24 protein-coding genes and 1 pseudogene are annotated in these 26,737 nt (G+C 67.1%); 16 read left to right on the top strand and 9 right to left on the bottom strand.

Annotation, left to right across the window (positions count from 1 at the left end; all coding sequences use genetic code 11):
• The first annotated feature begins 11 nt into the window (after positions 1 to 11).
• A complete protein-coding gene (locus XcodCFBP4690_RS10680) occupies positions 12 to 305 on the top strand; it encodes a DUF2388 domain-containing protein (RefSeq protein ID WP_104540919.1) in 294 nt (97 codons plus the stop codon).
• Positions 302 to 2,176, top strand: a complete 1,875-nt coding sequence (locus XcodCFBP4690_RS10675) for a DUF7844 domain-containing protein (RefSeq protein WP_104540918.1) — start codon at positions 302 to 304, stop codon at positions 2,174 to 2,176. The genes XcodCFBP4690_RS10680 and XcodCFBP4690_RS10675 overlap by 4 nt, the downstream gene beginning before the upstream one ends.
• Before the next feature lie 488 nt (positions 2,177 to 2,664).
• On the opposite strand, the gene XcodCFBP4690_RS10665 is transcribed toward XcodCFBP4690_RS10675, so the two are convergent.
• The 7 genes from XcodCFBP4690_RS10665 to XcodCFBP4690_RS10635 all read right to left on the bottom strand — a co-directional run bounded on the left by XcodCFBP4690_RS10665 (position 2,665) and on the right by XcodCFBP4690_RS10635 (position 7,756).
• Positions 2,665 to 3,051, bottom strand: a complete 387-nt coding sequence (locus XcodCFBP4690_RS10665; protein WP_104540916.1) for a hypothetical protein — start codon at positions 3,049 to 3,051, stop codon at positions 2,665 to 2,667.
• Positions 3,051 to 3,617 carry an elongation factor P-like protein YeiP gene (gene yeiP, locus XcodCFBP4690_RS10660; protein ID WP_104540915.1) on the bottom strand — a complete coding sequence of 189 codons (567 nt, stop codon included), beginning with the start codon at positions 3,615 to 3,617 and terminating at the stop codon, positions 3,051 to 3,053. The genes XcodCFBP4690_RS10665 and yeiP overlap by 1 nt, the downstream gene beginning before the upstream one ends.
• A 127-nt stretch (positions 3,618 to 3,744) precedes the next feature.
• Complete coding sequence (locus XcodCFBP4690_RS10655; protein ID WP_104540914.1) at positions 3,745 to 4,515, bottom strand: SDR family NAD(P)-dependent oxidoreductase; 771 nt, start codon at positions 4,513 to 4,515, stop codon at positions 3,745 to 3,747.
• Between the two features lie 81 nt (positions 4,516 to 4,596).
• A complete protein-coding gene (locus XcodCFBP4690_RS10650) occupies positions 4,597 to 5,163 on the bottom strand; it encodes a hypothetical protein (protein ID WP_104540913.1) in 567 nt (188 codons plus the stop codon).
• Positions 5,160 to 5,747, bottom strand: a complete 588-nt coding sequence (locus XcodCFBP4690_RS10645; RefSeq protein WP_146091880.1) for a hypothetical protein — start codon at positions 5,745 to 5,747, stop codon at positions 5,160 to 5,162. The genes XcodCFBP4690_RS10650 and XcodCFBP4690_RS10645 overlap by 4 nt, the downstream gene beginning before the upstream one ends.
• A 262-nt stretch (positions 5,748 to 6,009) precedes the next feature.
• Positions 6,010 to 6,903 (bottom strand): hydroxymethylglutaryl-CoA lyase, encoded by an 894-nt coding sequence (locus XcodCFBP4690_RS10640; RefSeq protein ID WP_104540911.1) that lies wholly within the window; start codon positions 6,901 to 6,903, stop codon positions 6,010 to 6,012.
• 55 nt (positions 6,904 to 6,958) lie between these two features.
• Positions 6,959 to 7,756 carry an enoyl-CoA hydratase-related protein gene (locus XcodCFBP4690_RS10635; RefSeq protein WP_104540910.1) on the bottom strand — a complete coding sequence of 266 codons (798 nt, stop codon included), beginning with the start codon at positions 7,754 to 7,756 and terminating at the stop codon, positions 6,959 to 6,961.
• A 114-nt stretch (positions 7,757 to 7,870) separates the two neighbouring features.
• Here XcodCFBP4690_RS10635 and XcodCFBP4690_RS10630 point away from each other — a divergent pair, with 114 nt between their 5' ends.
• The 13 genes from XcodCFBP4690_RS10630 (at position 7,871) to recJ (ending at position 22,422) form a co-directional block, all read left to right on the top strand.
• Positions 7,871 to 8,119, top strand: coding sequence for a FeoA family protein (locus XcodCFBP4690_RS10630; RefSeq protein WP_046962549.1), 249 nt, complete (start codon positions 7,871 to 7,873; stop codon positions 8,117 to 8,119).
• On the top strand, positions 8,116 to 9,975 hold the full coding sequence (gene feoB / locus XcodCFBP4690_RS10625) for a ferrous iron transporter B (RefSeq protein ID WP_104540909.1): 1,860 nt from the start codon (positions 8,116 to 8,118) through the stop codon (positions 9,973 to 9,975). The genes XcodCFBP4690_RS10630 and feoB overlap by 4 nt, the downstream gene beginning before the upstream one ends.
• A 1-nt stretch (position 9,976) precedes the next feature.
• Positions 9,977 to 10,231: a DUF6587 family protein gene (locus XcodCFBP4690_RS10620; RefSeq protein ID WP_167394565.1), complete on the top strand. Its 255-nt coding sequence runs from the start codon at positions 9,977 to 9,979 to the stop codon at positions 10,229 to 10,231.
• A gap of 60 nt (positions 10,232 to 10,291) precedes the next feature.
• Positions 10,292 to 10,792: a nuclear transport factor 2 family protein gene (locus tag XcodCFBP4690_RS10615; protein ID WP_167394564.1), complete on the top strand. Its 501-nt coding sequence runs from the start codon at positions 10,292 to 10,294 to the stop codon at positions 10,790 to 10,792.
• A gap of 119 nt (positions 10,793 to 10,911) precedes the next feature.
• Positions 10,912 to 12,114 (top strand): aminotransferase-like domain-containing protein, encoded by a 1,203-nt coding sequence (locus XcodCFBP4690_RS10610; RefSeq protein ID WP_104540907.1) that lies wholly within the window; start codon positions 10,912 to 10,914, stop codon positions 12,112 to 12,114.
• Entirely contained in the window at positions 12,111 to 12,830 is a 720-nt protein-coding gene (locus XcodCFBP4690_RS10605; protein ID WP_104540906.1) for an MOSC domain-containing protein, read from the top strand. Before XcodCFBP4690_RS10610 ends, XcodCFBP4690_RS10605 begins: the two co-directional genes overlap by 4 nt.
• 688 nt (positions 12,831 to 13,518) lie before the next feature.
• Entirely contained in the window at positions 13,519 to 14,235 is a 717-nt protein-coding gene (gene dapB, locus XcodCFBP4690_RS10595; protein WP_104540905.1) for a 4-hydroxy-tetrahydrodipicolinate reductase, read from the top strand.
• 236 nt (positions 14,236 to 14,471) lie between these two features.
• Positions 14,472 to 15,626, top strand: a complete 1,155-nt coding sequence (gene carA, locus XcodCFBP4690_RS10590; RefSeq protein ID WP_104540904.1) for a glutamine-hydrolyzing carbamoyl-phosphate synthase small subunit — start codon at positions 14,472 to 14,474, stop codon at positions 15,624 to 15,626.
• The gene (locus XcodCFBP4690_RS10585) at positions 15,626 to 16,027 is read left to right on the top strand and encodes a four helix bundle protein (protein WP_104540903.1); all 402 of its coding nucleotides are present in this window, start codon (positions 15,626 to 15,628) and stop codon (positions 16,025 to 16,027) included. Before carA ends, XcodCFBP4690_RS10585 begins: the two co-directional genes overlap by 1 nt.
• Positions 16,028 to 16,030: 3 nt before the next feature.
• Positions 16,031 to 19,273 (top strand): carbamoyl-phosphate synthase large subunit, encoded by a 3,243-nt coding sequence (carB, locus tag XcodCFBP4690_RS10580; protein WP_104540902.1) that lies wholly within the window; start codon positions 16,031 to 16,033, stop codon positions 19,271 to 19,273.
• An 8-nt stretch (positions 19,274 to 19,281) separates the two neighbouring features.
• A complete protein-coding gene (gene greA / locus XcodCFBP4690_RS10575; RefSeq protein WP_208622721.1) occupies positions 19,282 to 19,746 on the top strand; it encodes a transcription elongation factor GreA in 465 nt (154 codons plus the stop codon).
• 19 nt (positions 19,747 to 19,765) lie between these two features.
• A complete protein-coding gene (locus XcodCFBP4690_RS10570) occupies positions 19,766 to 20,686 on the top strand; it encodes a phosphoglycerate mutase (RefSeq protein WP_104540900.1) in 921 nt (306 codons plus the stop codon).
• Positions 20,683 to 22,422, top strand: a complete 1,740-nt coding sequence (gene recJ / locus XcodCFBP4690_RS10565; RefSeq protein ID WP_104540899.1) for a single-stranded-DNA-specific exonuclease RecJ — start codon at positions 20,683 to 20,685, stop codon at positions 22,420 to 22,422. Before XcodCFBP4690_RS10570 ends, recJ begins: the two co-directional genes overlap by 4 nt.
• A 620-nt stretch (positions 22,423 to 23,042) precedes the next feature.
• On the opposite strand, the gene XcodCFBP4690_RS10550 is transcribed toward recJ, so the two are convergent.
• Both XcodCFBP4690_RS10550 and XcodCFBP4690_RS10545 read right to left on the bottom strand, forming a co-directional pair.
• On the bottom strand, positions 23,043 to 24,080 hold the full coding sequence (locus XcodCFBP4690_RS10550; protein ID WP_104540897.1) for a DUF1176 domain-containing protein: 1,038 nt from the start codon (positions 24,078 to 24,080) through the stop codon (positions 23,043 to 23,045).
• A 273-nt stretch (positions 24,081 to 24,353) separates the two neighbouring features.
• Positions 24,354 to 25,565 (bottom strand): annotated as a pseudogene (locus tag XcodCFBP4690_RS10545) (acyltransferase family protein).
• Positions 25,566 to 25,724: 159 nt separating this feature from the next.
• Between XcodCFBP4690_RS10545 and XcodCFBP4690_RS10540 the strand changes: the two are divergent.
• The gene (locus XcodCFBP4690_RS10540) at positions 25,725 to 26,672 is read left to right on the top strand and encodes a LytTR family DNA-binding domain-containing protein (RefSeq protein ID WP_104540896.1); all 948 of its coding nucleotides are present in this window, start codon (positions 25,725 to 25,727) and stop codon (positions 26,670 to 26,672) included.
• Positions 26,673 to 26,737: the final 65 nt, after the last annotated feature.

Here is a 26,737-nt window from a genome sequence, read left to right as displayed (position 1 = left end):
ACGACACGCCGATGATGCGCCCACTTGTGTTTTGTGCATTGACCCTGCTGCCGCTGGCGGCGTTTGCTTCCAGCCTGGCTGGCACCTCGGCCGGTGCCTCGTCGGCCGGCTCGTCCAACAGCAGTAGCTCCGGCGACGACAAGGTTGTGGCCGATGCGCGCGAAGACGCGGCCGGCTTCGTCGCCAGCAACGGCGCCATCCGGGGCGCACGTCTGGAAGCGGCGCTGCTGCATCTGCGCACGCGCAGCGATGCAGCGCGCCTGGCCAGCGACCTGGAACTGGCGCAGTCCATCCTGGCGCAGTGAGTCCACGCCGACGCGGCGGGTGGTGGTTGGCCGCGGCGATCGTCGCGGCCGCACAGCTTGATGCCGCCGCCGCGCCGGTCTCGCGGATCGACATCGTGGCGTCGGTGTCGGAACCGGCCGACCGCGCGGCCAGCGATGCGCTGGTGCAGCAGGTGATCCAGCGCCTGCCGTTGCGCTTGGCCGAGCGTCTGAGGGCGCCGATCACCTTGCAGTGGCGCGACGATTTGCCGGCCCAGGTGCATGGCCGTGCCATCGGCCAGCGCATTCTGCTCGACCGCGCCTTGTTGCAAGCATGGCGCGCGCAGCCGGCCAGTGCGCGCCGCGATGTCGCGGCACCGCCCACGCGCGCCGCCATGGCGGCCTTGGTGCACGAGTTGGCGCATGTGCTCGACCGTAGCAGTGGCAGCGCCTTGTCGCGCGATCCGCGGTTGCGCGACCTGGCCGGCTGGCAGGTGCGTCCCTGGCGCATCGGACGTGGCGCCAACCGCTTCAGTGATCGCAGCCCCGACGACTACGAGCGGCATAGCCCGGCCGAGTTCGTCGCGGTCAATCTGGAACATTTCGTGCTGGACCCGGACTACGCCTGCCGGCGTCCTGCGCTGGCGGCGTGGTTCTCGCAACAGCTGGGTCCGCCGCAGGCTGCCGCGTCATGCGCGCTTGCGCTACCGTATCTGCAGGCCGACAACGATGCCGGTGCGATGTCCTTGCTGACGCTGGACCCGGCGCGCGTCTACGCGGTGGACTACCTGCTCGCCGAAGGTAACGAACAGCCGATGAGCCGCTGGGGCCACAGCATGCTGCGGCTGGTGATCTGCGCGCCCGGCCGTGCGCCCGGGCCGGCGTGCCGGCTGGACCTTCAGTACCACCGCGTGCTGTCGTTCCGCGCCTTCGTTGGCGATGTGCAGATTTCCAGCTGGCGCGGGCTCACTGGCTCGTATCCCTCCCGCCTGTTCGTGCTGCCGTTGAACCAGGTGGTGGACGAATACACCAAGGTGGAACTGCGCGCGCTGTCGTCGGTGCCGTTGGCGTTGACACCGGCGGAGATCGCCGCGCTGCTGACGCGTGCGGCGCAGGTGCACTGGAGTTACGACGGGCGCTATTACTTCATCAGCAACAACTGTGCGGTGGAAACCTACAAGCTGCTGCACGACGGCGTGCCGCGTCTGGCCGCCGCCGGCCTGTCGTCAATCACTCCGCGCGGCGTGCGCCAGCGCCTGCGGCGCGCCGGCATTGCCGACATGAGCGTGCTGGAGGACCGTGCCCAGGCCACGCGGCAGGGCTATTACTTCGAGTCGGCGGCGGCGCATTACCAGGCCATGTTCGATGTGCTCCGGCGCGGGCTGCCGGTGCCGCAGACCAGCGTTGAGCAATGGCTGGACGCGCAACCGGATGCACGTGCGCAGTGGTTCGATCGTGGCGGCCTGCGCGAAACCGCAGCGGCCTTGTTACTGGAGCAGGCCGCGTTGCGGCGCCAGGAGTTGCTGGCGCGCGATGCCCTCAAACGCCTGCTGCAAGCGGGCGGGATGGGGCGCGAAACAGTGCAGGGGCAGCTGCAGTCGCTGTTCGCGCGCGACGCGCAACTCAGTCGTCCCGCGATCCTGTTGGGACGCACTGGATACGGCTTGCCGCAGCCAGACGAGCAACAGCAACTGAGCGCGCGCGTGGCGCAGGACAGCGATGTGCTGGTCGGTGGCTGGAAGCAGCTGCAGCGTCTGGGCCGCCAGCACTTGCCGGCCAACCTGCGCAGTGGATTGGAGCGGGGCGAGGCGAATGTGGCGCGTTTGCGCACGCGCCTGCGTGTGCTCGCGCGCGGCGATGCGGACGCCGACAACGTGCAGCCGGACATGCGCATGCCTGTGCAGGTGCAATAGCCGACCGGGCTACGCGAAGGGGGCGCGGCACGAGCGCCTCTCCCACGCGGGCGCGGGCCGGGGCGCGGAGCGGGGGGGAATAGTGCGTCGGTGATTCACCTCTGACGACGCGTGGCGACGCGTTTATCGTCGCGGCCACTGACAGTTCTCTGCGGCGCATCTGCCCCTACAGAGCACTTTCCCCTCCATGAAGGAGGGCAATGTCCCGGCGGGAGAAGGAAGAACTGCAGTCCTTCGTTCGCCCGCAGCGGCAAGCCCCTCTCCCGCCGGGGCGAGAAGGCACGGGTTGCGCGCCACTGGCGCGCGTGCCTTGGAGCGCCCGCGCTGCGAGTGCGGGCCGGGGCGCAGAGCGGGGGTTGGGGTGAGGGTATGGGGCGAAGCTATCGTGTAGGTCCAACTGCACGAGACTTCGTCCTTACCGTCATCCGGCGCTACGCGCCACCTTTCCCCGTAAAGGGGGCCAATGTCCCGAGGGGTGAAGGGATACCTCAGCCGGCGGGTTGCAGATCCGCTTGCATCGCGTACTGGCGCAGCCATTGGCTGATGTGCGCATCGTTGCGGTACTGCTGCATCAGCTTGGCCAGACGTGCCGGCGCTGGTGTGCAGAATTGCGTAACTGCCACTTCGATCTCGTGGCGGCGATCGGCGTCGTAGGGTTCTTCGCCAGCGAAATGCACGCAGGTGTCGTAGTCGTCCACCAACGCACGCACGTCGTCGGGCATGCCGCACAGGCCGGCCGGGTGCTGCAGCCATTCTTCCTCCACCTTGGGATCGGTGCAGGTTGCCGCAGCCGGCGCCGACGCGAGCGTCGGTGCCGGTCTGGCGGTGCAGGCAGCCAGCAGCCCCAGCGACAGGGCTGCGAGCAGGCGCCGCATCAGTCGGCGCGGCCGGCGAACTCGCCGGTGGTGGTGTTGACCAGCACGCGTTCGCCGTTGCTGATGTACTCGGGCACCATGATTTCCATGCCGGTATTGAGCTTGGCCGGCTTCGGGCGCTTGGTGGCGGTGCCGCCCTTGAGCTCGGGCGGGGTTTCCACCACTTCCAGCGTCACCGTCTGCGGCAGTTGCACCGCCACCGGCTGGTCGTCGATCACCTGCACGTAGATGCCGGTCAGGCCATCGGTGATGTAGCCGGCATCGTTGCCGATCACATCCGCATCCAGCGTGTAGGGAGTGAAGTCTTCGTCGTCCATGAACACGAACGCCTCACCGTCCTTGTACGAGAAGGTGGACTGGCGGCGCAGCAGCTCGACTTCCGGCAGGTTGTCGTCGGCATCGAAGCTGGCATCCAGCTTTGCGCCGCCGGGCACGCTGTACATGATGAAGCGGAAACGCACGTTGCCGCCGCGCCCCTGCGGCGAGCTGCGTTCGATGTCGCGGATCTGATAAATGCCGCCGTTGTATTCGACGACGTTGCCTTTCTTGATGTCGTTGGCTTTCATGGGTTGAGTTGGAGATTAGGGATTGGGGATTTGGGATTTGGGATTGGCGAAAACAGGATTGCGGGAGGCGGGAAGGGGACGGCGTTCTTGCTGTGACCAATCCCCAATCCCGAATCCCCAATCCCGGCTACTTGGATGCCAACCGCACGCCGCCGTCCAGGCGGATCACTTCGCCGTTGAGATAGCGATTGCGCAGAATGAAGGCGACGGTGTCGGCGTATTCGTCGGGTCGGCCCAGGCGCGAGGGGAACGGGATCGCCGCGGCCAGCGATTGCTGTACCGCTTCGGGCATGCCATCGACCATCGGGGTCCAGAACACGCCGGGGGCGATCGTCATCACGCGAATGCCGAAGCGGGCCAGCTCGCGCGCCATCGGCAGGGTCATGCCGACCACGCCGCCCTTGCTGGCGGCATACGCGGCTTGGCCGATCTGGCCCTCGTAGGCGGCCACCGAGGCGGTGTGGATGATCACCCCGCGTTCGCCATCCTCGCTGGCGGCGTTTTGCTGCATGACATCGGCCGCGGCCTTGGCGACATTGAAGCTGCCGACCAGATTGACCAGCACGGTGTTGCGGAAGGTCGCCAGCGGCATCGGCGCTTCCTTGCCCAGCACGCGGCCAGCGCCCAGGATGCCGGCGCAGTTCACCACCAGATTCAGTCCGCCCAATGCCTGTGCGGCCTGCGCGATGTTGGCCGCCACCTGCGCTTCATCGGTCACATCCGTGGCGAAGTAGTGCGCGTTGCCGGCACCCAGCAGCGCAAGCGCCGCGTCGGCCTTGTCGGCATTGACGTCGAACAGGGCCACCTTGCCGCCATCGGCAACGATGCGCTGCGCCACTGCCAGGCCGAGCCCGGACACGCCACCGGTAATGACGGCGCAGGTTTCAGCTGACTTCATACATGTTGTCCCTCCCAGGAGAACGCGCATTCTAGCCGAGTGCGATGTGCTGCCGCCTAGCTGCGACGGGGGGCGAGGCAGCTAGCGATCGCGCGCGGCAGCGATGAAGGCCGGGTCGTTGACGAGCGCGCCGATCAGTTTCTGTACGGCGGTGCCGTAGTTATCGGTCGCGGCAGAGACTGCGACGGCACCGATGAAGGAGGCCTCCCACTGATGCTCGATGGCGAGTTCACGGTCATAGGCGACGTGGCCATCGCGCAGCACGACGAACCGGGCAGCCAGCTGGGCCCGTCCGGTCCTGACGCCCGCCGCGTTGACGATGTTTCTGGTCAGGGTTCCTCGCAGCTCTGCCGCGTTGCCCGCCGATAATGCCCGGCCGGTGCGCAGTTCATCGATCAGCGCATCGCGAAGATAGCCTGCGTACGTGCCATCGCCGCCGCTTTTGAGCGGATTGCCGCGCAGGCTCAGGGAATGGTTCTCGACGCCGGCCGCTGCCCCGAAGCTGCCGACCTTGAGGGCGAGCGGTTGACGAAGCAGTGCCGCGCTGTTGTCGATGCCCGGTTGATACCTGGGCGCTTGCAGGGAAACGCAGGCCGGCAGCAGGAGGCAGAGCAGGACCACGATGAGAATCCGACTGGCCCGGCTCATGCGGCGGGATCCGCAAATGCGCCTTGTGCGGCGAGAGTATTCAGCGCATTGAAGACCAGTTGATCGACCACGACATTCGCAGCCTCCGCCGGTGTCCTGGCTGGCAATCCCGCCGGGCCGGCCTTGTTGCCGATGGTGGTGTGAAGTGCGTGCTTGACGGTGGCCTGGATGGTCTTGCCGGCGCGCGTGTAACTTGCGGTGCAGACATAGCCATCGGTGACCATGCTGCCAGCCAGGCCGAGGGTCAGACCGGTCCCGAATCCCTTCGCCGCTGCCGCATCGGTGAGCGGGACGTTGTCGATGACGACGCGCAACTGCCCGGCGTTGGGCGCATTGCCGTCGATCTGCCCAAACTGGTGCGATTGCGCCACCGCTGCAATCACGCGGCTGCGCATGGCTTCGGTCGCGCGCGCGTTGGCGCTGCCCTTGGTACGGAACTCGAACAGCACCAGCACCGGCGCAGGAGCGCGTGGCGCGGTGAACTGATCCTGGGCCACGACCGGCAGTGCCGGATCGACATAGGACTTCATGGTGAGGCATGCACTCAGCGATGCACACATGAGCAGTGCCGCCACCGCGCGCAATGCGCGCAGTCCAGTCTTCGAACGCATCACGATGTCCCCTTGCAGAAGCGCACCCGTCCATTCGGGTGGCGCGCTTTTATGCGGCATCCGTCACAAAAAGTAAAGACCGCCTGCGGGTGGGGCCGGCTACGCGCGACTGGCGCGCCATGGGGAGCGGTCGTCGGCTGAGCGTGGCTGGCGCGCCCGGAGCCCGGGTGTACGCAGGAAGTCCGCGCACCGACTGCGTTGGCCTGGCGGCGGTGCAGTCGGTGCCTCGGTCGTCCTAGGCCGCGGCCAGTGCCTTGCCGACCTTGCTGCCGGTGTCGCGCCCGAGCAGTTGCGCCAGCCAGCGGCCGGTGCGGGCGAGGGCGGGCAGGTCGATGCCGGTGGACATGCCCAGGCCATGCAGCAGGTACACCACATCCTCGCTGGCGACGTTGCCGCTGGCGCCCTTGGCGTACGGGCACCCGCCGGCGCCGGAGACGGCGGCATCGACCACGCGCACGCCTTCCTCAAGGCAGGCGGCGATATTGGCCAGCGCCTGGCCATAGGTATCGTGGAAATGCACGGCCAGGGCCTGCATCGGCACCTGCTGCGCCACCGCGGCCAGCATCTGCTGCGCCTTGCGCGGCGTGCCGACCCCGATGGTGTCGCCCAGCGAGATCTCATAGCAGCCCAGCGCGTACAGCCGTTGCGCCACATCCACCACGTCGGCCACCGGCACCTCGCCCTGGTAGGGGCAGCCGAGCGCGGTGGAGACATAGCCGCGCACACGCACGCCATCGATGGCGGCCTGCTCCAGGATCGGGCGAAACCGTTCGATCGACTCATCGATGCCGGCATTGGTGTTGGTGCGGTTGAACGTCTCCGACGCGGCCGTGAAGACCGCCACCTCGCGCGCCCCGGCGGCCTGCGCGCGGGTATAGCCCTGCAGGTTCGGCACCAGCACCGGGTAGGCGATGCCAGGCGCTTGGGTGATGCCGGCGAACACGTCGGCGGCGTCGGCCAGTTGCGGCACCCAGCGTGGGCTGACGAAACTGGTGGCTTCGATGGTGCGCAGGCCGGTGGCCGACAATCGATCGATCAGCGCGATCTTGTCGGCGGTGGCGATCGGTTGCGCCTCGTTCTGCAGTCCATCGCGTGGGCCCACTTCGACGATGCGGACGAAGTCGCTCATGCGGTCCGGTCGCCGTGCAGGTTGCTGCAGGCGAGGTCGACATGGTCGAACGCGCTCACGCCACGCTCTCCGGCACCCAGGCGGGAGCGCGCTTGTCCAGGAACGCGCCAAGGCCTTCCTGGCCCTCCGGCGACACGCGCAGGCGGGCGATCCAGGCCGCGTTGGCGGCATCGATGGCATCGCGGTCGGCGGGCGGCATGACCGAGCGCACCAACGCCTTGGCATGGCTGGCGGCCAGCGGCGCGGCGGCCAGCAGCAGGCGAACCTGGCGTTCCACCGCTGTATCCAGTTGATCGGCCGCCACCAGTTGGTGCAACAAGCCCAGTAACTGCGCGGTGCCGGCATCGAAGATTTCGGCGGTGGCGAACCAGCGCCGCGCCTGGCGCGCACCGATGGCGGCAATGACATACGGCGAGATCACCGCCGGCAACAGCCCCAGCTTGCTTTCGGTCAGGCCGAAGCGCGCCTCGGTGCAGCCGATGGCGATATCGCAACAGGCCACCAGGCCCACGCCACCACCGAAGGCCGCCCCATTGACCCGCGCGATGGTGGGCTTGGGCAGTTCGTCCAGCGTGCGCATCAGTCGCGCCAGCGCCAGTGCATCGGCGGCATTCTCTGTTTCGCTGGCACCGGCCATGCCGCGCATCCAGTTCAGGTCCGCGCCGGCGGAAAACGCAGCGCCGGCACCGGTCACCACCACCACGCGGATCTGCGGCGCGCTGCCGGCCTGCAGCAAGGCCTCGGTGAGCGCCGCAATCAGCGTCGCATCGAAAGCGTTGTGCACCGTGGGGCGGTGCAGGCGCAAGGTGCGGACCGGTCCCTGGTCCTCGACGATCAAGCCGGTGTCCTGCATTGCGTACGTCCATGAATGGGATGCGAACCATCATAGCGGCACGGGTCGCCGCAGCCATGACGCGGTGCGTCGATGCTAGAATTGAGAACCATTCCTATCAATCAGGCCGTCTTTGTGACGTTGTCCGACATGCCCCTGCATTGCGCCGCCATCGTGGATTCCGTGGAGGATCGCCTCCCCAACGACACGATCGCACGGCGCCTGCGTGAGCTCGGTTTTGTCGCGGGCGAGGAAGTCACCGTGCTGGCGACCGGGCCGGTGGGCCGCGAGCCGCTGCTGGTGCAGGTGGGCTATACGCGCTTTGCCCTGCGCCGCAGCGAAGCGGCACGGGTGCAGGTGCGGCAGGACGGAGCATCGGCATGAACGCGGCAGTGGTTCCCTTGCGTCTGGCGTTGGTGGGCAATCCCAACAGTGGCAAGACCGCGCTGTTCAATCAGCTGACCGGCAGCCGCCAGAAGGTAGCCAACTACACCGGGGTCACCGTCGAGCGCAAGGAAGGCCACTTCCGTGCGCCGTCCGGACGCGATTTCGCGGTGCTGGATCTGCCCGGTGCCTACAGCCTGCAGCCGGCCAGCCTGGACGAGGCGATCACCCGCGACCTGTGCCGCGGCTTCTATCCCGGCGAACCGGCACCGGACGTGCTGGTCTGCGTGATGGACGCGACCAATCTGCGCCTGCACCTGCGCTTTGCGCTGGAGCTGCGCGAACTGGGCCGGCCGATGATCGTGGCATTGAACATGGTCGATGCCGCGCAGCGACGCGGCATCGTCATCGACCTGCCGGCGCTGGAACAGGCGCTGGGCGTGCCGGTGGTGGAAACCGTGGCGGTGCGGCGCGGTGGCGCCAAGGCCCTGGTGGAACGGCTCGACACGCAGGCGGCCAGCCTGGCCGCGCCGACCGCCGCGCCCCCGGCCGATGGCAACTACCACGCGCAGGTGCGGCAGATCCTGAGCGCGGCGGTGACCATGCCCACGCGCACCTCGCGCGTGGACGACGCGCTGGACCGCTGGCTGCTGCATCCGGTCTGGGGGCTGGTGACGCTGGCGGTGGTGATGTTCCTGATCTTCCAGGCGGTGTACGCCTGGGCCACCCCAGTGATGGACCTGATCGATGCCGGCACCGCGATGCTGGGCGAGTGGGTGGGCACCACCTTGCCGGAAGGCCCGCTCAACAGCCTGCTCAAGGACGGCATCATCGCCGGCCTGGGCGGGGTGATCGTGTTCCTGCCGCAGATCCTGATCCTGTTCGCCTTCATCTTGGCGCTGGAAGAATCCGGCTACCTGCCGCGCGCCGCCTTCCTGCTCGACCGCATGATGGCGGCGGCCGGCTTGTCCGGGCGCTCGTTCATTCCGTTGCTGTCGAGTTTTGCGTGTGCGGTGCCGGGCATCATGTCCACCCGCAGCATCCAGGACCCGCGCGACCGGCTGGCCACCATCATGGTCGCGCCGCTGATGACGTGTTCGGCGCGCCTGCCGGTATACGCGCTGCTGATCGGTGCCTTCATTCCGCAGAAGACCGTCTGGGGCATCTTCAACCAGCAGGGGCTGGTGCTGTTCGGTCTGTATGCCGCCGCCATTGTCAGTGCATTGGTGGTGTCGTGGACGATGAAGAAGTGGCGGCGCGACAAGAGCGAGCATCCGCTGATGCTGGAGCTGCCGTCCTACCGTGTGCCGCACCTGCGCGACCTGGCGCTGGGGTTGTGGGAGCGCGCCTGGATCTTCCTCAAGCGCGTGGGCGGCATCATCCTGGCGCTGACCATCCTGTTGTGGTTCCTGCTCTCGTTCCCGGCGGCGCCAGCCAATGCCACCTTGCCGGCGATCGACTACAGTTTCGCCGGCCGCATCGGCCACGCGATGGCGGTGTTCTTCGCACCGCTGGGCTTCAACTGGCAGATCTGCATCGCGCTGATTCCCGGCCTGGCCGCGCGCGAAGTGGCGGTGGCCTCGCTGGCCACGGTGTATGCGCTGTCGGCCGCCGATGACGATGCCGCCGCACAGGCCCTGTCGCCGCTGATCAGCGATGGCTGGTCGCTGGCCACCGCGCTGTCGCTGCTGGTCTGGTACATCTACGCGCCGATGTGCATCTCCACGCTGGCCACGATCAAGCGCGAAACCAATTCGTGGAAGCAGATGACCGTCAGCGCGGTGTACCTGTTCGCGCTGGCCTACCTGGCCTCGCTGGTGACCTACCAGCTGGCGGTCGCGCTCGGGGCTGGCTGAGGTGGACCTGTCGCTCACCCTGCAATACCTGGTCATCGCCGTCGCGGTGCTGCTCAGCCTGTGGGTGGTGATGAAGAAGCAGTTCCCCGGCACCTTGCGCCGTCTGCGCGGTGCGTTTGCGCTCGCATTGCTGCGCGCGGGCCGGCCGGCCTGGATGCACGCACTCGGCCGCCGCATCGCGCCGCCGGCCACCCAGGGGGGCGCGTCCTGCGGTGGTTGCGACAATTGCGGCCCGACGCCGCCGCGCAAGCACTGACGCACGCAAGCTCGGCTACACTTGCCTGGCCGCAGGACGCGGCATCACAGGGGGTTGGAAATGCGTTTGCTGGTGTTGCTGGCGATCCTGGCCGCGGTGGCCGGGCTGTACAACTACGGCGGTAACTCGCTGGACGAAAAGCAGGTGCGCGATTTCTACGCCGCCCAGGACAAGGCGATGATGGGCCAGGACGGCGAGGCCCTGTGCAAGATGACGGCGCCGGACTTCGAAATGGTGGTCCTGTACCGCATGGATTCCCACCAGAAGCGCGAGACCACCAGCCGCGCCAAGTACTGCAAATCCAACGGCGAATGGGCGCAGGTGCTGAGCCAGATGCGGCATGTGGCAGAGCCGGAAGAACTGATCGACTACAAGCAGACGATCACCAAGATCGAGATCGCGCCCGACGAGCAGTCGGCACTGGTGGAAACGCGCGCCACGCTCGGCCTGCCGGGCATGCGCATGACCTTCCGCTCGCGCGACAAGCTGATCCGCAAGCGTTGGAAAACGCTGATCGCGCGTAGCGAAGGCACCGCCTGGGTTGGGCCGGCGTATCAATAGGTGCCCGCAAGAACGGCGAGGTCCGGTGGTTCGCCTGATGCCGCCGACAGGTGCCGGCGATGCCAACGCACGTTGCAGTGCACAGCACCTGCGCAGCGGCCGTTGGGTATGCTTGCGCCATGACCACTTCCTTCCAGATCTCCCGACGTGCGCAGGCGCTGACCAGTTCGGCGATTCGCGAAATTCTCAAGGTGACAGAACGCCCGGAGGTCATTTCCTTCGCCGGTGGCCTGCCATCGCCGGCCACCTTTCCGGTGGAGCGCATGCGCGCGGCCAGCGACCAGGTGTTGCGCGATGCGCCGCAGGCCGCGTTGCAATATGGCCCGACCGAAGGCTATGCGCCGCTGCGCGAGTGGGTGGCTGCGCGGCTGAGCCGCGATGGCGCGAGCATCCGGCCCAGCCAGGTGCTGATCACCACCGGTTCGCAGCAGGGCCTGGATCTGCTGGGCAAGGTGTTCATCGACGAAGGCAGCAAGGTGTTGGTGGAGACGCCGAGCTATCTCGGCGCACTGCAGGCGTTTTCGCTGTTCCAGCCCAGCTTCGTCGGGATGCCCTCGGACGAGGAGGGCGTGGTGGTGGATGCGCTGGATCCGGCCCTGCTGGCCGATGCATGCTTTCTGTATTGCCTGCCCAATTTCCAGAATCCTACCGGCCGCCGTCTGCCGCTGGCCCGGCGCCAGGCGTTGGTGGAGCGTGCCGCGCAGGCCGGCGTACCGGTCGTCGAAGACGATCCGTACGGCGAGCTGTACTACAGCGGTGAGCCGTTGCCTAGTCTGTTGTCGATGAACCCCGACGGCGTCGTCTACATGGGCTCGTTCTCCAAGGTGCTGGCGCCCGGTTTGCGGCTGGGGTACGTGGTGGCGCCGGAGGCGGTACTGGGCAAGCTGATCCAGGCCAAGCAGGCCGCCGATCTACATACGCCATCGTTCACCCAGCGCGTGGTGTACCAGACCCTGCAGGACGATTTTCTCGACACCCACATCCCGCAGATTCGCGCGCTCTACGCACGCCAGTGCAGCCTGATGCTGGAGGCACTGGACCGGCACTTCCCGGAACAGGTGCAATGGAACCGGCCCGAAGGCGGGATGTTCCTGTGGGTGAGCCTGCCGCCGGGGCTGGATGGCACAGCGCTGCTGGCGCGGGCCATCGCACGCAACGTGGCCTTCGTGCCGGGTGCGCCGTTCTTCGCCACCTTGCCGCAGGCCAACACCTTGCGCCTGTCGTTCGTGACCGTGCCGGCCGAGAAGATCGATGCCGGCATCCAGGTACTTGGCGAGGTGCTGCGCGAGGCCTTGGCCGAGTTGCCAGGGCAGGGCGCGTGACGGCAGTTGCAACGAGCGCGCAGACGCCGGCACTCACGCAGATCGATAGCGTGGCCATTGGCGTGGCGCGCGACTTCAGCCGCCCCGGCACGCGCAGCGCCATCGACAAGCGCGCCGTCCCCGGACCGGTGCGGGTGGGTATCGACGGACTGGACGGTGACGAGCAGGGCGACCGCCGCGTGCATGGCGGGCCGGACAAGGCCATCCACCATTATCCGCGCGACCACTATGCCGCCTGGCGCAGCGAGCTCGGCGCGCATGCATTGCTGGAGGCCGCCGGTGCGTTCGGCGAGAACCTGAGCAGTCGCGGGCTGACCGAAGCCGAGGTCTGCCTGGGAGACCGCTTCGCGCTGGGCACGGCGGTGGTGGAGGTATCGCAAGTGCGCCAGCCATGTTGGAAACTCTCGGACCGCTTCAGCGTGCGCGACATGGCGCGCCGCGTGCAGGACACCGGCCGTACCGGCTGGTATTACCGCGTGCTACAGCCCGGCGTCGTGGCCGCGGGCGATACCCTGGCCTTGCAGGAACGTCCGCATCCGCACTGGTCGCTGTCGCGCCTGCAGCAACTGCTCTACGCGCGCGTGGTGGACGAGGCCGCCATCGCCGAGGTGCTGACGCTGCCGCTGGTGCCGTCATGGCGCACCCTGTTCGAGCGCCGCCTGCAACGCAGCCAGGTCGAAAGCTGGAGCAAACGCCTGGATGGCGTGGAAGATTGAGGGCAGCTGACAACACGGTTGCTTAGAGCAGCTAAAAAAGTAGCGAGCGGTTGTCCATGTGGGCACGGCGGTGCCCGCAATCGGCAGGCCACTTCTCCACTTCGAATGCTGCGCGCCGTCCACACCCACCTGACGACTGCTCGCCGCGTTCTGTAGCCCGCTTCAGTGAGCGGTGCTTGCAGCGCTCGCGCTGATTGCCCTGGTTGATGCAGCTTTTTGGTGGGCTGGCGCTAAACCACCAGCGCACCGCACACCGAACCACCATCGCAACAACGTAGCCCCGCACGCTGCCGCGCCGACACGGCGCACGCACTCCAGCCAGCGCCCGCAGTGCTCTCTTGCAGGCGTGCTCTGCAGCGGCGCGCAATGCGCGCTTACAGCACATCGCCGTACTTTGCACCGCTGCCAGCCCAGCGCATGCATGCACAGTGCAAACGCGCGACCTTCGATTGCCAAGCGATTGATCAACCGCAAACGCAAGTGACGAGTAATCATCCCGCCGTCAGCCCGAGCCCCCAGCCAACTCCCGAAAAGTTCCTGCTACTCGCGGCCTCGGGCTTCTCGACTCCCGACTCCCGACTCCCGAATCCCGACTCCCGACTCCCGACTCCCGAATCCCGAATCCCGAATCCCGAATCCCGAATCCCAGCACCTTGTACAACCCCCGCAGCCTCGCTAGCCTGCGGGCATGACAACGTCTCCTGTAAAAGTGTTGATCCACGGTGCCTCCGGGCGGATGGGCAAGGCCTTGCTGCGCCTGGCGGCCGATGACGAGGCCTTGCAGGTCATCGGGGCAGTGGTGGGGCGCTCGCCAGCGCAGCGGGTGGTGGACGGCGTGCCGTTCTTCGCCGCCAGCGAGCTGGGCGGCGCGCCGGCCTTCGATGTGGCGATCGATTTCAGTTTGCCGCAGGGCTTTGCGCCGATCCTGGCGTTGTGCGCGCAGCGCGGCAAACCGCTGGTGTCCGGTACCACCGGCCTGGACGAGGCGCAGCGCTCGGCATTGCTGGAGGCCGCGCAACAGATCCCGCTGGTGTGGGCCTCCAACTTCAGCCTGGGCGTGGCGGTGCTGACCGAGCTGGTCGAACGTGCCGCCGGTACCCTGCCGGGCTGGGATTGCGACATCGTCGAAGCGCATCACGTGCACAAGCAGGACGCGCCATCGGGCACCGCGCTGACCCTGGGCGAAGCCGCCACCGGCAGCGGCGCGCAGCCGCGCTTTGCCAGCCTGCGTGCCGGCGATATCGTCGGCGAGCATGCGGTGCAGTTCACCGGGCTGGGCGAGCGGGTGGAGCTGGTGCATCGCGCCACCAACCGCGACATCTTCGCGCGTGGTGCGCTGCATGCGGCCAAGCGCCTGATCGGCCGGCCTGCCGGCAGCTATCGGGTGCGCGACCTAGTGCTATAGCGCAGCGCAACCGCGTGTGAACGCACGCCGTGCGTGGCCGCGCATTCATGCGGGAGCGCCGCCGTGCAGGCGCTGGTCTCGCTCGTCAGGCTGGCAAGCCAGGGCACTTGCCATTACAATTCTCGCTTGCCCGAACCAGCGTCGGACCGGTCCCCAGCACCGCGTCCGCGCTTTGCTGCAACCGGAATTTGGCCGGAAGCGCATCGGAGTCCCAGGCAGCCAGAGCGAGACCCCACGTGACCCAACCCGCAATCCTTGTCCTCGAAGACGGCACCGTGTTCGAGGGCGAATCCGTAGGCGCCAACGGGCTTTCCGTCGGCGAAGTGGTGTTCAACACCGCCATGACCGGTTATCAGGAAGTCCTGACCGATCCCTCCTACGCCCGCCAGATGGTCACGCTGACCTATCCGCATATCGGCAATACCGGTTTCACCGACCAGGACGACGAGGCCCGCAAGATCTGGGCTGCCGGCCTGATCGTGCGCGATGTGCCGCGCCGTCCCAGCAGCTGGCGCAGCCAGGTGGCCCTGCCCGAATGGCTGCAGGCACGCGGCGTGGTGGCCATTGCCGGCATCGATACGCGCAAGCTGACCCGTCTGCTGCGCGAAAAGGGCGCGCAGAACGGTGCGCTGATGGCTGGCGAAATCGACGTGGAAAAGGCACTGGAAGCCGCGCGCAAGTTCCCCGGCCTGAAGGGCATGGACCTGGCCAAGGTGGTCTCGACCGAGGCCAGCTACAGCTGGCAGGAAGGGCAGCTGGACTTGAACGCCAATGCATTCGTGCGGGCCGATCTCAAGTACCGCGTAGTGGCATACGACTACGGTGTGAAGATCAATATCCTGCGCATGCTCGCCGAGCGCGGCTGCGATGTCACCGTGGTACCGGCGCAGACCCCGGTGGCCGAGGTGCTGGCGATGAACCCGGACGGTGTGTTCCTGTCCAACGGCCCCGGCGATCCGGAACCTTGCGACTACGCCATCGCAGCGATCAAGGAGTTGGTGGCGAAGAAGGTGCCGACCTTCGGCATCTGCCTGGGCCATCAGCTGCTGGCACTGGCCGCTGGCGCGAAGACGCTGAAGATGACCACCGGCCACCATGGCGCCAATCACCCGGTGCAGGATCTGGACGGCGGGCGGGTGATGATCACCTCGCAGAACCATGGCTTTGCGGTGGACGAAAGCACGCTGCCGGCCAATGTGCGGGTCACCCATCGCTCGCTGTTCGACGGCACCAACCAGGGCATCGCGCTGACCGACGCACCGGCGTTCTCGTTCCAGGGCCACCCGGAAGCGTCTCCCGGACCGCGTGATGTGGGGCCATTGTTCGATCGGTTCACGGCGCTGATGCGGGACCGGGGACCGGGGACCGGGGACCCGGGAAACGCTGGTTGATGGCTTCCCACTTTCGCGAATTGGAAGTGTGGCAACTGTCGATGGCGCTGGCCAAGGCCGTGTATCTACTGGTCGCGGATTTTCCCAAGGAAGAGCGTTACGGTTTGAGTTCGCAGCTTCAGCGTGCTGCCGTCTCCATTCCATCGAATATCGCAGAGGGAAATGCGCGAGCCAGTACACGCGATTACGCCCGATTCGTCTCTCAGGCATGTGGTTCCGCTGCAGAACTGCAAACGCAGTTGATGCTGGCTGGTGATCTAGGCCTGGGCGATCACGAACAGATCAAAAATACGCTCGACGTTTGCGAGCGAGTCGACAAAATGCTGCGCCGTCTTCATCAGGCGCTTTCCGCCAAGCTTGACCCCGGGTCCCCGGTCCCGGGTCCCCGGTCCCGGAGTTGATTCATGCCAAAGCGCACCGACCTTAAAACCATCCTCATCATCGGCGCTGGCCCGATCGTCATCGGCCAGGCCTGCGAGTTCGACTACTCCGGCGCCCAGGCGTGCAAGGCGTTGCGCGACGAGGGTTACCGCGTGGTGCTGGTCAACAGCAACCCGGCCACCATCATGACCGACCCGAACATGGCCGACGCCGTGTACATCGAGCCGATCAACTGGCAGACGGTCGAAAAGATCATCGCCAAGGAGAAGCCCGACGCGCTGCTGCCGACCATGGGCGGTCAGACCGCGCTGAACTGCGCGCTGGATCTGGCCGACCACGGCGTGCTGGAGAAGTACAACGTCGAGCTGATCGGCGCCAAGCGTGAAGCCATCCGCATGGCCGAAGACCGCGAGTTGTTCCGCGTGGCAATGGGCGAGATCGGCCTGGAATGCCCCAAGGCCGAAGTGGCGCACACGCTGGAAGAAGCGCTGGATATCCAGACCCGAGTGGGCTACCCGACCATCATCCGTCCCAGCTTCACCCTGGGCGGTAGCGGCGGCGGCATCGCGTACAACCGCGAAGAGCTGATCGAGATCGTCGGCCGCGGCCTGGAACTGTCGCCGACCACCGAAGTGCTGGTGGAAGAATCGGTGCTGGGCTGGAAGGAATTCGAGATGGAGGTGGTGCGCGACACCGCCGACAACTGCATCATCGTCTGCGCGATCGAGAACCTCGACCCGATGGGCGTGCACACCGGCGACTCGATCACCGTGGCGCCGGCGCAGACCCTCACCGACAAGGAATACCAGCGCCTGCGCGATGCCTCGATCGCGGTGCTGCGCAAGATCGGCGTGGATACCGGTGGCTCGAACGTGCAGTTCGGCATCAGCCCGACCACTGGCCGGGTGGTGGTGATCGAGATGAACCCGCGCGTGTCGCGTTCCTCGGCGCTGGCCTCCAAGGCCACCGGTTTCCCGATCGCCAAGGTCGCCGCCAAGCTGGCGGTGGGCTACACGCTGGACGAATTGCGCAACGAGATCACCGGCGGGCTGACCCCGGCCTCGTTCGAGCCGTCGATCGACTACGTAGTGACCAAGATTCCGCGCTTTGCGTTCGAAAAATTCCCGCAGGCCGATGCGCGCCTGACTACCCAGATGAAGTCGGTGGGCGAAGTGATGGCGATGGGCCGCACCTTCCAGGAGTCGCTGCAGAAAGCGCTGCGCGGCCTGGAGACCGGCAAGATCGGGCTCGACCCGACCGGCCTGGACCTGAGCAGCGAAGACGACATCGCCGTGCTCAAGCGCGAGCTCAAGGCGCCGGGTCCGGAGCGCTTGTTCTACGTGGCCGATGCCTTCCGCGCCGGCATGACGGTGGACGAGGTCTACGCGCTGTCGTTCATCGACCCGTGGTTCCTGGACCAGATCGAAGAACTGATCAGCCACGAACAGCAGCTGGCCGACGACGGCATGGCCGCGCTGGACGCACCGCGCCTGCGCACGCTCAAGCGCGCCGGTTTTTCCGATGCGCGGCTGGCGCAGCTGATCGGCAGCAACGAGGAATCGGTGCGCACGCTGCGCCGCGCGCTCAAGGTGCGTCCGGTGTACAAGCGCGTGGACTCGTGCGCGGCCGAGTTCGCCACCAGCACCGCCTACCTGTATTCGACCTACGAGGAAGAATGCGAGGCGCTGCCGACCACGCGCGACAAGATCATGATCCTCGGCGGCGGCCCCAACCGCATCGGCCAGGGCATTGAGTTCGACTACTGCTGCGTGCACGCGGCACTGGCGCTGCGCGACGATGGTTTTGAAACCATCATGGTCAACTGCAACCCGGAGACCGTCTCCACTGACTATGACACCTCCGACCGCCTGTACTTCGAGCCGCTGACGCTGGAAGACGTGCTGGAAATCGTCGAGCTGGAACAGCCCAAGGGCGTGATCGTGCAGTACGGCGGCCAGACCCCGCTGAAGCTGGCGCGTGCGCTGGAAGCCAACGGCGTGCCGGTGATCGGCACCAGCCCGGACTCGATCGACCTGGCCGAAGACCGCGAGCGTTTCCAGCAGCTGGTCGACACGCTGGGCCTGAAGCAGCCGCCGAACCGCATTGCGCGCAATCCGGAAGAAGCCCTGGTACTGGCGCGCGAGATCGGCTACCCGCTGGTGGTGCGCCCGAGCTACGTGCTCGGCGGCCGCGCGATGGAAATCGTCTACGGCGAATCGGATCTGGCGCGCTACGTGCGCGATGCGGTGAAGGTCTCCAACGACTCGCCGGTGCTGCTGGACCGCTTCCTGGACAACGCGGTGGAAGTGGACGTGGACATCATTGCCGACAAGGACGGCAAGGTGCTGATCGGCGGGGTGATGGAACATATCGAAGAGGCCGGCGTGCATTCGGGCGACTCGTCCTGCTCGCTGCCGCCGTATTCGCTCTCGCCCAAGACCCAGGCCGAACTGCGCCGCCAGGTGGTGATGCTGGCCGAAGGCCTGAACGTGGTCGGCCTGATGAACACCCAGTTCGCGGTGCAGGTCAACGATGCCGGCGATGACATCGTGTATCTGCTGGAAGTGAACCCGCGCGCTTCGCGCACCGTGCCGTTCGTATCCAAGGCCATCGGCATGCCGCTGGCCAAGATCGCCGCCCGTTGCATGGCCGGCAAGACGCTGGCCGAGCAGGGCGCTACCAAGGAAATCGTGCCGGACTATTACTCGGTGAAGGAGGCGATCTTCCCGTTCGCCAAATTCCAGGGCGTGGACCCGATCCTGGGGCCGGAAATGCGTTCCACCGGCGAGGTGATGGGCGTGGGCCGCAGCTTCAGCGCCGCGTTCGCGCGTGCACAGGAAGCCGGTGGCATCAAGGCGCCGCCGGTGGGCAAGGCCTTCGTGTCGGTGCGCGACCCGGACAAGCAGCGCGTATTGCCGGTGGCACAGGCGCTGGTGGAGCGTGGCTACACCCTGGTGGCCACCCGCGGGACCGGTGCCTGGTTGCAGCAGAACGGCCTGAACTGCGAGATCGTCAACAAGGTCGCCGAAGGCCGCCCGCACATCGTCGATTCGATCAAGAACGGCGAGATCGTGTATATCGTCAACACCACCGAAGGCCGCGCCGCCATCTCCGACTCGTTCTCGATCCGGCGTGAAGCATTGCAGCATCGCGTGACCTATTCGACCACTGTCGCCGGCGCCAAGGCGCTGGTGCATTCGCTGGAATTCCGCGGCACCGGCCCTGTCTGGTCGCTGCAGGAACTGCACAAGGAGCTTCAGGCATGAGAGCACCCATGACATCCAAGGGCGCGCAACGTTTGCGCGAGGAACTGGAACAGCTGAAATCGGTCAAGCGTCCGGCGGTGATCGCCGCGATCGCCGAGGCGCGCGCGCACGGCGATCTGAAGGAAAACGCCGAGTACCACGCCGCGCGTGAGCAGCAGAGCTTCATCGAAGGCCGCATCAAGCAGCTGGAAGGCGAGCTCTCGCATGCCGAGATCATCGACATCACCAAGCTGGGTGCCGGCAGCAAGATCGTGTTCGGCGCCACGGTGACGCTGGCCGACGTCGAAACCGACGAGGAAAAGCGCTACCAGATCGTTGGCGACCTGGAAGCGGACATAAAGATGGGTCTGATTGCGATTTCCTCGCCGCTGGCACGCGCGCTGATCGGCAAGCTGGAAGGCGATGCGGTGACCATCGACGCGCCGGCTGGCCAGCGCGAATACGAAGTGGTCAGTGTCGCGTACCTGGATTGATCGCAGGCACGCCTGAGCGATGACCACCGCAACGCTGCTGCTGCCGGAAAAACGCCGACTGCCCGGAACCCTGGACGATGCGGCGGTGACGCGTGCGCTGGCGCGCGCCGACCAGCACGCTGCCGAGGCAGGCGAGGTGGCGCAGTTGCAGCGCCACTTCACCCTGACCCCGTCGCACTGGCCGGTGGCGGCGTTGACCCGGCAGCTGGATGCTGGCGATGCGGCCGGCGCCACCTGGGTGCGCGCCGACCCGGCCTACGTGGTACCGGACATGCAGGGCGCGCGGCTGATGGGCTATGGCGAGGCGCTCGGTGCCACCGCCGAAGACCTGGCGATGCTGCTGCCGATCCTCAAGCCGATGTTTGGCGATGCCGGGTTCCTGCTCGATGCCCCCACGCCGTCGCGCTGGTACCTGCGGCTCTCGCCCGATGCCAGGCTGCCCGAGTTCGTGCCGCCGGAGGTGGCGATCGGCGACGACTTGTTCGACCATCTGCCCGCTGGCGATCTTGGTCGGCGCTGGCGCGCGCTGCTGACCGAGGCGCAGGTGATGCTGCACCAGCATCCCTGGAACGAGGGGCGCGTGGCCAGCGGCAAACCGGCGATCAACTCGCTGTGGTTCTGGGGCGGCGGCGTGCTGCCGCAGGCCGTGACATCGCCGCATCGCCAGGTACGTAGCCGCGAGTCGCTGCTGCGTGCGCTGGCATTGGCCGCCGGTGCCGATGCGCAGGGCGAACAACGCGTGGATGCGCTGGTGGATCTGCGCCATCTGCGCTCGTTGCAGCAATTCGGCGACGATGCGGTGGCACCGTTGCTGGCGGCGATGACACGCGGCGAGCTGGATCGGCTGGTGCTGGATTTCCAGGACGGCGAAACGCTGTCGCTGGCACGCACGCAACGCTGGCGGTTCTGGCGGTCGCCGCGGTTGCAGCTGGCGCAATGACGGGCAGTCCACGGATCGTCCGGCGCCCGCCAGGGCCGGCCGGAAGCTGGCCCGATGCCATGTTGCCGCTGCTGCGCCGTATCTATGCCGCACGCGGCGTGACCGATGCGCAAGGCGCGCAGCCACGGCTGGGGCAGTTGCTATCGCCGGAGCTGCTGCACAACAGCACCGTGGCAGCGACCCTGCTGGCCGATGCGATCGCCCAGCAACGCCGCATCCTGGTGGTGGGCGATTTCGATTGCGACGGCGCCACCGCCTGCGCCGTGGGCGTTCGCGGCCTTCGCATGCTCGGCGCGCTGGATGTGCATCACGCCGTGCCCAACCGCATGGTGCATGGTTACGGGCTGTCGCCGGCGCTGGTGGACGAGCTGGCCGTGCTGCAGCCGGATGTACTGGTCACCGTCGATCACGGCATCGCCTGCCATGCCGGCGTGGCCGCGGCCAAGGCGCGCGGCTGGACGGTACTGGTCACCGACCACCATCTGCCGGGCGAGATGTTGCCGCCGGCCGATGCGATCGTGGACCCGAACCTGGCCGTCGACGCTTTTCCCAGCAAATCGCTGGCTGGCGTGGGCGTGATCTTTTACGTGCTGCTGGCCTTGCGCAGCGTATTGCGTGCGCGTGGTGCGTTTGCCGGCCGCAGCGAGCCGGATCTGTCGGTGCTGCTGGATCTGGTGGCGGTGGGCACGGTGGCCGACCTGGTGCCGCTGGATACCAACAACCGTGCGCTAGTGTCGGCCGGCCTGCGCCGGCTGCGCGAGGGGCGCGGCTGCATCGGCCTACGCGCCCTGGTCGACGCCAGTGGACGCGATGTGGCGCGACTGAGCGCCAGCGATATCGGATTCGCGCTTGGCCCGCGCTTGAACGCGGCCGGCCGGCTTGAAGACATGGCGCTGGGCATCGAGTTGCTGCTCAGCGAAGACTGGAACCGCGCACGCGAGATCGCCGGCACCCTGGAAGAGATCAACGCCGAACGCCGCGCCGTGCAGCAATTGATGACCGACGATGCCGAGCAGGCGGTGACCAAGGTGGTGCTGGATGCCGACGGCGCCTTGCCGATCGCCGCCTGCCTGTTCGATCCCGACTGGCACCCCGGGGTGATCGGTCTGGTCGCCTCCAAGCTCAAGGATCGCCTGCATCGCCCGGTGATCGCGTTGGCCCCGGCCGAGCCGGGCAGCAGCCAGTTGCGCGGTTCGGCGCGTTCGATTCCGGGCCTGCATATCCGCGACGTGCTGGCAGCGGTGGATGCCCGGCATCCGGGCGTCATCCAGAAGTTCGGCGGCCATGCGATGGCGGCCGGGCTGAGCATCGAGCGTGACGCGTTACCGACCTTCGAGCAGGCGTTTCGATTGCAGGTACAGACGATGGTGGATGCCTCGCTGCTGCACGCCGAGTTGCATAGCGATGGCGAACTGGCCGCGCACGAACTCGACCACGTGCACGCCGAAGCGCTGCGCGTGGCCGGTCCATGGGGGCAGGGCTTTCCCGAGCCGCTGTTCGATGGGCAGTTCGAGGTGCTGCAACATCGCGTGCTCAAGGAGCGCCACCTCAAGCTGACGCTGCGTTGCCTCGGCCGCGCCGAACCGCTCAATGCCATCCACTTCAATGGCTGGCGCGGCAGCGAACCGCCACGCATGGTGCGGCTGGCCTATCGACTGGTCAGCGACGACTATCGGGGCGGCACCGCGGTGCAGTTGATCGTCGAGCATTGCGAGCCGGCAACAGGCACGGGTTGATCTGAGTCAGAGCTTAGAAGGACGTACTTGCAGCGTGTCCTGCGATGGTGGGCGGGCAAGGGCCCTGCAGCAAACGCGAAGACCTGGAGGGTGCGATGCCCTCACCGCTCGCGGGACACGCCGTGAATCCGTCCCTGGAGGCTCGATGGCGGCATCCATGCCGCCAACGGTCCCGCAATCGGCGAGGGCACCGCACTAGACAGTTGGCTGGTTTCTGTTGAAGAGCGGGAACCGCGCGTCGCTATTTGCTTTATTGAAAGCCCTGCACACCGACCATCTCGACTGGTCCTTGCCCGCTCACCGTCGCGGGACCCTTGGCGGCATGGATGCCGCCATGGAGCTTACAAGGATGTACTTGCGGCGTGTCCTGCGATGGTGGGCGGGCAAGGGCCCTGCAGCAAACGCGAAAACCCCGAGTGTGCGATGCCCTCACCGCTCGCGGGACACGCCGTGGATCCGTCCGTGGAGGCTCGATGGCGGCATCCATGCCGCCAACAGTCCCGCAATCGGCGAGGGCACTGCACCGGACAGCTTGCTGCTGCTGTTTAGAACCACGTACACCCACCATCGCCATTGGTCCTCGCGCAGGACAGCGCAGGCATGCACCGTGTTCGATTCGATCAAGGTGACTGCTTGACCTCGGTGACCAGGGTCGGCAGCTCCCACGCGCCGCCGGCAGCGACCAACCGGCACAGGCCCGAGGTGGAGTCGGACGTCTGTACGAAACGTCGGCCATCCCAGGTCCAGCTCGCCTGGCTGTAGCAGTCGCCCAGGCCGCGACCCTTGTGCGAGGCCAGGATGGTGGAGCCATCCAGGTCGCTGCCCAGCAGGGTGACCAGGGTCGGGGCGAACGGCGCGCGTGCATTGATCACCCAGTATCCGGCGCCGACGTTGTAGGCGCCCATCCAGCAGTCGGTGGAGACCAGCAGCTTGTCGCTGCTCAGGCGGGTGATGGTCAGCGGTTCGGAGGCTTCGCTGGTGTCCAGTCCCTTGCACTGTTCATCGACGGGAAGCGTGACACGCAGCGCATGATACAGCGCCGGCAACGTGCCCAGGCGCGCATCGCCCGGCTGCGTTGCGACGAGCCTGGCCTCGCGGACCTGCGGTACCGGTAACGGCGGCAGCACGGCGGATTCGTCGCGGTCGCCCTTGCGCACCAGCGCGCCGCGCGTACCGAGCCGACCCTGGAACTCATCCATCTTCAACAGCACCGCCGACGCGCCCTTGTCGGACAGCTGCCAGCGGCGGCCATCGTTGCCGAGTGCGACGATCGTGCTGCTGCGCGGCAACGCCGCCAGCAGAGCGGCGACCTGGGCGCTGCTGAGCGAGGCGGTGCCGCTGTTGCCGTCCAGCGCCAGCTTGCCCAGGTTGCGCTGATCGATCTGCAGGCTGAGCGACGCCGGCAGCTTGGTCTCGTCGTACTGGCCCAGCATCAGCTCGGCGGTGACCGCCTCACCGGCACCGGCCTTGCGGGTCAGCAGCACCGACACCGGCAAGTGCTCGCCTTCGTCCGGCTGATACCCGGCGGCGCGGCAGGTCCGGGTGTTGTCGCAGGCGATGGTCCAATCGTCATGGGTGAAGTCGACGCTGGTGGCCGCTGCGGCCAGCGCGAGCGTGGGGCTGAGCAGCAATGCCGCAGCAAGCAGGGCGTGACGCATCGTGGATCCTTCAACGCAGGTCGGGCCGGCATCTTGCGGTGCCCTCTGCCACGCGTCCAGCCAGCCCGGTAACAGGCGGCGAACGCCATTCATCGTGTGGGAGCACGCCGCCTGCAGCAGCGCTGGATGCAGGCAGTGGTGGCATTCGATTCAGGTGTCACACACATACGCATGTTCGTTGATGCGTGCCCCGCATCGCCTTGGGGCCGCTGCCATGCGCTGTCGCGCACGCCAACGCGTTTGTACGACGACGCAGGACAGTACCGCGCGCCATTACATCGTCATCGCGGGTGTGGTCTGGCGCGTGCGGGTCTTCGGTACGCGCATCGGCATGCCGAACAGCGGCCGCAACCAGCGCACGCGGCGGATCAGGGTTTCGTGCAACAACAGGCAACCGGCCACGGTGGCAAGCAGCACCAGCGCCGGCTCCCGCCAGGGGCCCAACCGCAGCGGCGCCAGCCAGTACAGCGCCAGGATGATCAGGCTCTGGTGCAGGATGTACCAGGGGAACACCGCCTGGGTGCAGTACGGCAGCCAGGCGAACTGACGGTTGAGACGATGCCGTGCCCACCCCAGCAGCGCCAGCAAGGCCAGCCAGGTGTAGGCTGCGCGCGCCAGCCGTTCGATCACATCCCAGCGCAGGCTGGCCAGCATCGCGCTGAGCTGGGCCGCATCGAGGGTACGGCCCAGGTGACGAATGCTCAGCTCGGTGGCGATCGCCAGCAGCGCGACCACCAGCGTCGGCCAGCGCAACTACACCACACATGTCCAGAACCGGGCGTTGTGGGCCAGCACATACCCGAGCACGAACAGCGGGAACGATTCGGCATGTACGAACCAGTCGCCGACCAGGGCGTGGCTCGGTGGATGACGTGGCAGCACCCACAGCACGCAGAAGGCTTCCCACACCATCGGCACCAGCAGCAGGGCAGGGACCGCAATAGAGGCGGGCAGGCGCGGCAGGGCGACCGGCAGGGCGCGGCGCAGCGCAATCATCGCCATCAACACCAAGGTGTAGGGCAGCAGGTAGGCCAGGTACCACAGGTGGTTCCAGGTGATGCCATGTTCCCATCCATCGAAGCTGCCGACCGGCCAGGGCTGCACCTGCCAATAGCGCAGTAGGAAACTGCCAAAGCCGGGAGCCACCTTGCCGTTGCTCACGCCTTGGCAGTACGCCTGCACCGACACCACCACGAACATGCCAAACAGCAGGGGCGGCAGCAGGCGCCCGCAGCGCCGCCAGCCGAACTGCCAGGGCGCACGTTCGGCACGCGCCAGGCCGATCGCGATGCCGGAAAGCATGAACAGCAGCGGCATCCGCCAGCGGTTGAGCGCAATCATCGGCGGCTGCAGCCAGTCGGTGGTGTAGGCACTCTTTAAATGGAAGTCCCAGCCGGCTACATAGGCCATGCCCACGTGATAGAGGATCAGCAGGGCAAAGGCGAAGACGCGCAGGGCATCGATATCGTGGCGGCGTTCGGTCATGGTCGGCGGTTGCTGGAGGAGTGGGCGCATCCTGGCCGCCAGCCCTTGCCGCCGCTGGGGCCAGGGGTGGAAACCACTGCTCGCAGTGACCAGCTGCGCCCATCCAGGGACGAATGGGGACGGCCGGGGCGACGGTTTCGCCCTGCTGCGCGGGCCTCTATGATCGGCACCTGCCAACTGCGGACGTGTGCAATGGAATCGACCGGGTCGCGCCCGCCAATCGCCCGGGACGGGGCCGGGCGTGCCGCCACGCGCTGGGCCGTCGTGGTCTGGTCGCTGGTGTTCTACCTGAGTGCGCTGGGCAATGTCTGGACCGCCTGCCTGGCTGCGCGCCGCGACGGCCAGCCGATCGTGCTGTGGCAGTTGCTGAGTTGGGAACTGAGCAGCGCCACCGCCGCGCTGTTGCTGCTGCCGGCGGTGTTGTGGTTGTGCGCACGCTGGCCGCTGCATGCCGATGCCTGGCTGCGACGTGTGCCGCTCTACCTGGCCGCGGCCCTGGGGTGGTGGCTGGCGCACGTCGCCGGCATGGTGCTGCTGCGCAAGCTGGTCTACGCACTGGCCGGCGCGCACTACGCTTTCGGCGGCTGGCTGCAGTGGGTGTACGAACTGTCCAAGGACCTGCGCACCTTTGCGCTGCTGGTGGCGGTGCAGCACGCGCTGGGCTGGTATGCGCGGCGGCGTCAGGGCGAGGCGCATCTGCTCGCCGCGCCGGACGAGGGGCCGCCGGTGGAGCCGCTGGATCGCCCGCAACGTTTTCTGGTGCGCAAGCTCGGCCGCGATTTCCTGGTGGCCACCGCCGACATCGAATGGATCCAGGCCTCCGGCAACTACGTCAATCTACGCGTTCGCGGTCACGACTATCCCTTGCGCAGCACCATGGCGGCGATCGAGGCCAGGCTGGATGCAGCCGTCTTCGTGCGCATCCACCGCAGCTATCTGGTCAATCTGGGCCAGGTGCAGGCGATCGAACCGGTCGATTCTGGCGACGCGCGCGTGCACCTGCGCGACGCCACGGTGCTGCCCTGCAGTCGCAGCCATCTGGCCGGCCTGCGGGCACGGGCCGGGCAGGTGGCCGGCACGCCCAGGCCGGACGCGGTGACGGTCTGAAGCGAGCGCCCACGCGCGGACCTGCAGTTCTCTGCAGGGGCATAGCCGGGATCGTGCAGGGGTCG

Source organism: Xanthomonas codiaei, assembly GCF_002939785.1.
Classification (GTDB): Bacteria; Pseudomonadota; Gammaproteobacteria; order Xanthomonadales; family Xanthomonadaceae; genus Xanthomonas; species Xanthomonas codiaei.
The sequence above is the reverse complement of the archived record's forward strand: the minus strand, read 5'-3'. Positions and strand labels throughout refer to the sequence as shown.

What these genes read in the sequence shown, in the direction of transcription:
- XcodCFBP4690_RS10680 (WP_104540919.1), top strand. Translation starts at nt 12, where the DNA reads ATGATGCGCCCACTTGTGTTTTGTGCATTGACCCTGCTGCCGCTGGCG.
- XcodCFBP4690_RS10665 (WP_104540916.1), bottom strand. Translation starts at nt 3,051, where the DNA reads ATGCGGCGCCTGCTCGCAGCCCTGTCGCTGGGGCTGCTGGCTGCCTGC.
- yeiP (WP_104540915.1), bottom strand. Translation starts at nt 3,617, where the DNA reads ATGAAAGCCAACGACATCAAGAAAGGCAACGTCGTCGAATACAACGGC.
- XcodCFBP4690_RS10655 (WP_104540914.1), bottom strand. Translation starts at nt 4,515, where the DNA reads ATGAAGTCAGCTGAAACCTGCGCCGTCATTACCGGTGGCGTGTCCGGG.
- XcodCFBP4690_RS10650 (WP_104540913.1), bottom strand. Translation starts at nt 5,163, where the DNA reads ATGAGCCGGGCCAGTCGGATTCTCATCGTGGTCCTGCTCTGCCTCCTG.
- XcodCFBP4690_RS10640 (WP_104540911.1), bottom strand. Translation starts at nt 6,903, where the DNA reads ATGAGCGACTTCGTCCGCATCGTCGAAGTGGGCCCACGCGATGGACTG.
- XcodCFBP4690_RS10635 (WP_104540910.1), bottom strand. Translation starts at nt 7,756, where the DNA reads ATGCAGGACACCGGCTTGATCGTCGAGGACCAGGGACCGGTCCGCACC.
- feoB (WP_104540909.1), top strand. Translation starts at nt 8,116, where the DNA reads ATGAACGCGGCAGTGGTTCCCTTGCGTCTGGCGTTGGTGGGCAATCCC.
- XcodCFBP4690_RS10615 (WP_167394564.1), top strand. Translation starts at nt 10,292, where the DNA reads ATGCGTTTGCTGGTGTTGCTGGCGATCCTGGCCGCGGTGGCCGGGCTG.
- XcodCFBP4690_RS10610 (WP_104540907.1), top strand. Translation starts at nt 10,912, where the DNA reads ATGACCACTTCCTTCCAGATCTCCCGACGTGCGCAGGCGCTGACCAGT.
- dapB (WP_104540905.1), top strand. Translation starts at nt 13,519, where the DNA reads ATGACAACGTCTCCTGTAAAAGTGTTGATCCACGGTGCCTCCGGGCGG.
- XcodCFBP4690_RS10585 (WP_104540903.1), top strand. Translation starts at nt 15,626, where the DNA reads ATGGCTTCCCACTTTCGCGAATTGGAAGTGTGGCAACTGTCGATGGCG.
- carB (WP_104540902.1), top strand. Translation starts at nt 16,031, where the DNA reads ATGCCAAAGCGCACCGACCTTAAAACCATCCTCATCATCGGCGCTGGC.
- greA (WP_208622721.1), top strand. Translation starts at nt 19,282, where the DNA reads ATGACATCCAAGGGCGCGCAACGTTTGCGCGAGGAACTGGAACAGCTG.
- XcodCFBP4690_RS10570 (WP_104540900.1), top strand. Translation starts at nt 19,766, where the DNA reads ATGACCACCGCAACGCTGCTGCTGCCGGAAAAACGCCGACTGCCCGGA.
- recJ (WP_104540899.1), top strand. Translation starts at nt 20,683, where the DNA reads ATGACGGGCAGTCCACGGATCGTCCGGCGCCCGCCAGGGCCGGCCGGA.
- XcodCFBP4690_RS10550 (WP_104540897.1), bottom strand. Translation starts at nt 24,080, where the DNA reads ATGCGTCACGCCCTGCTTGCTGCGGCATTGCTGCTCAGCCCCACGCTC.
- XcodCFBP4690_RS10540 (WP_104540896.1), top strand. Translation starts at nt 25,725, where the DNA reads ATGATCGGCACCTGCCAACTGCGGACGTGTGCAATGGAATCGACCGGG.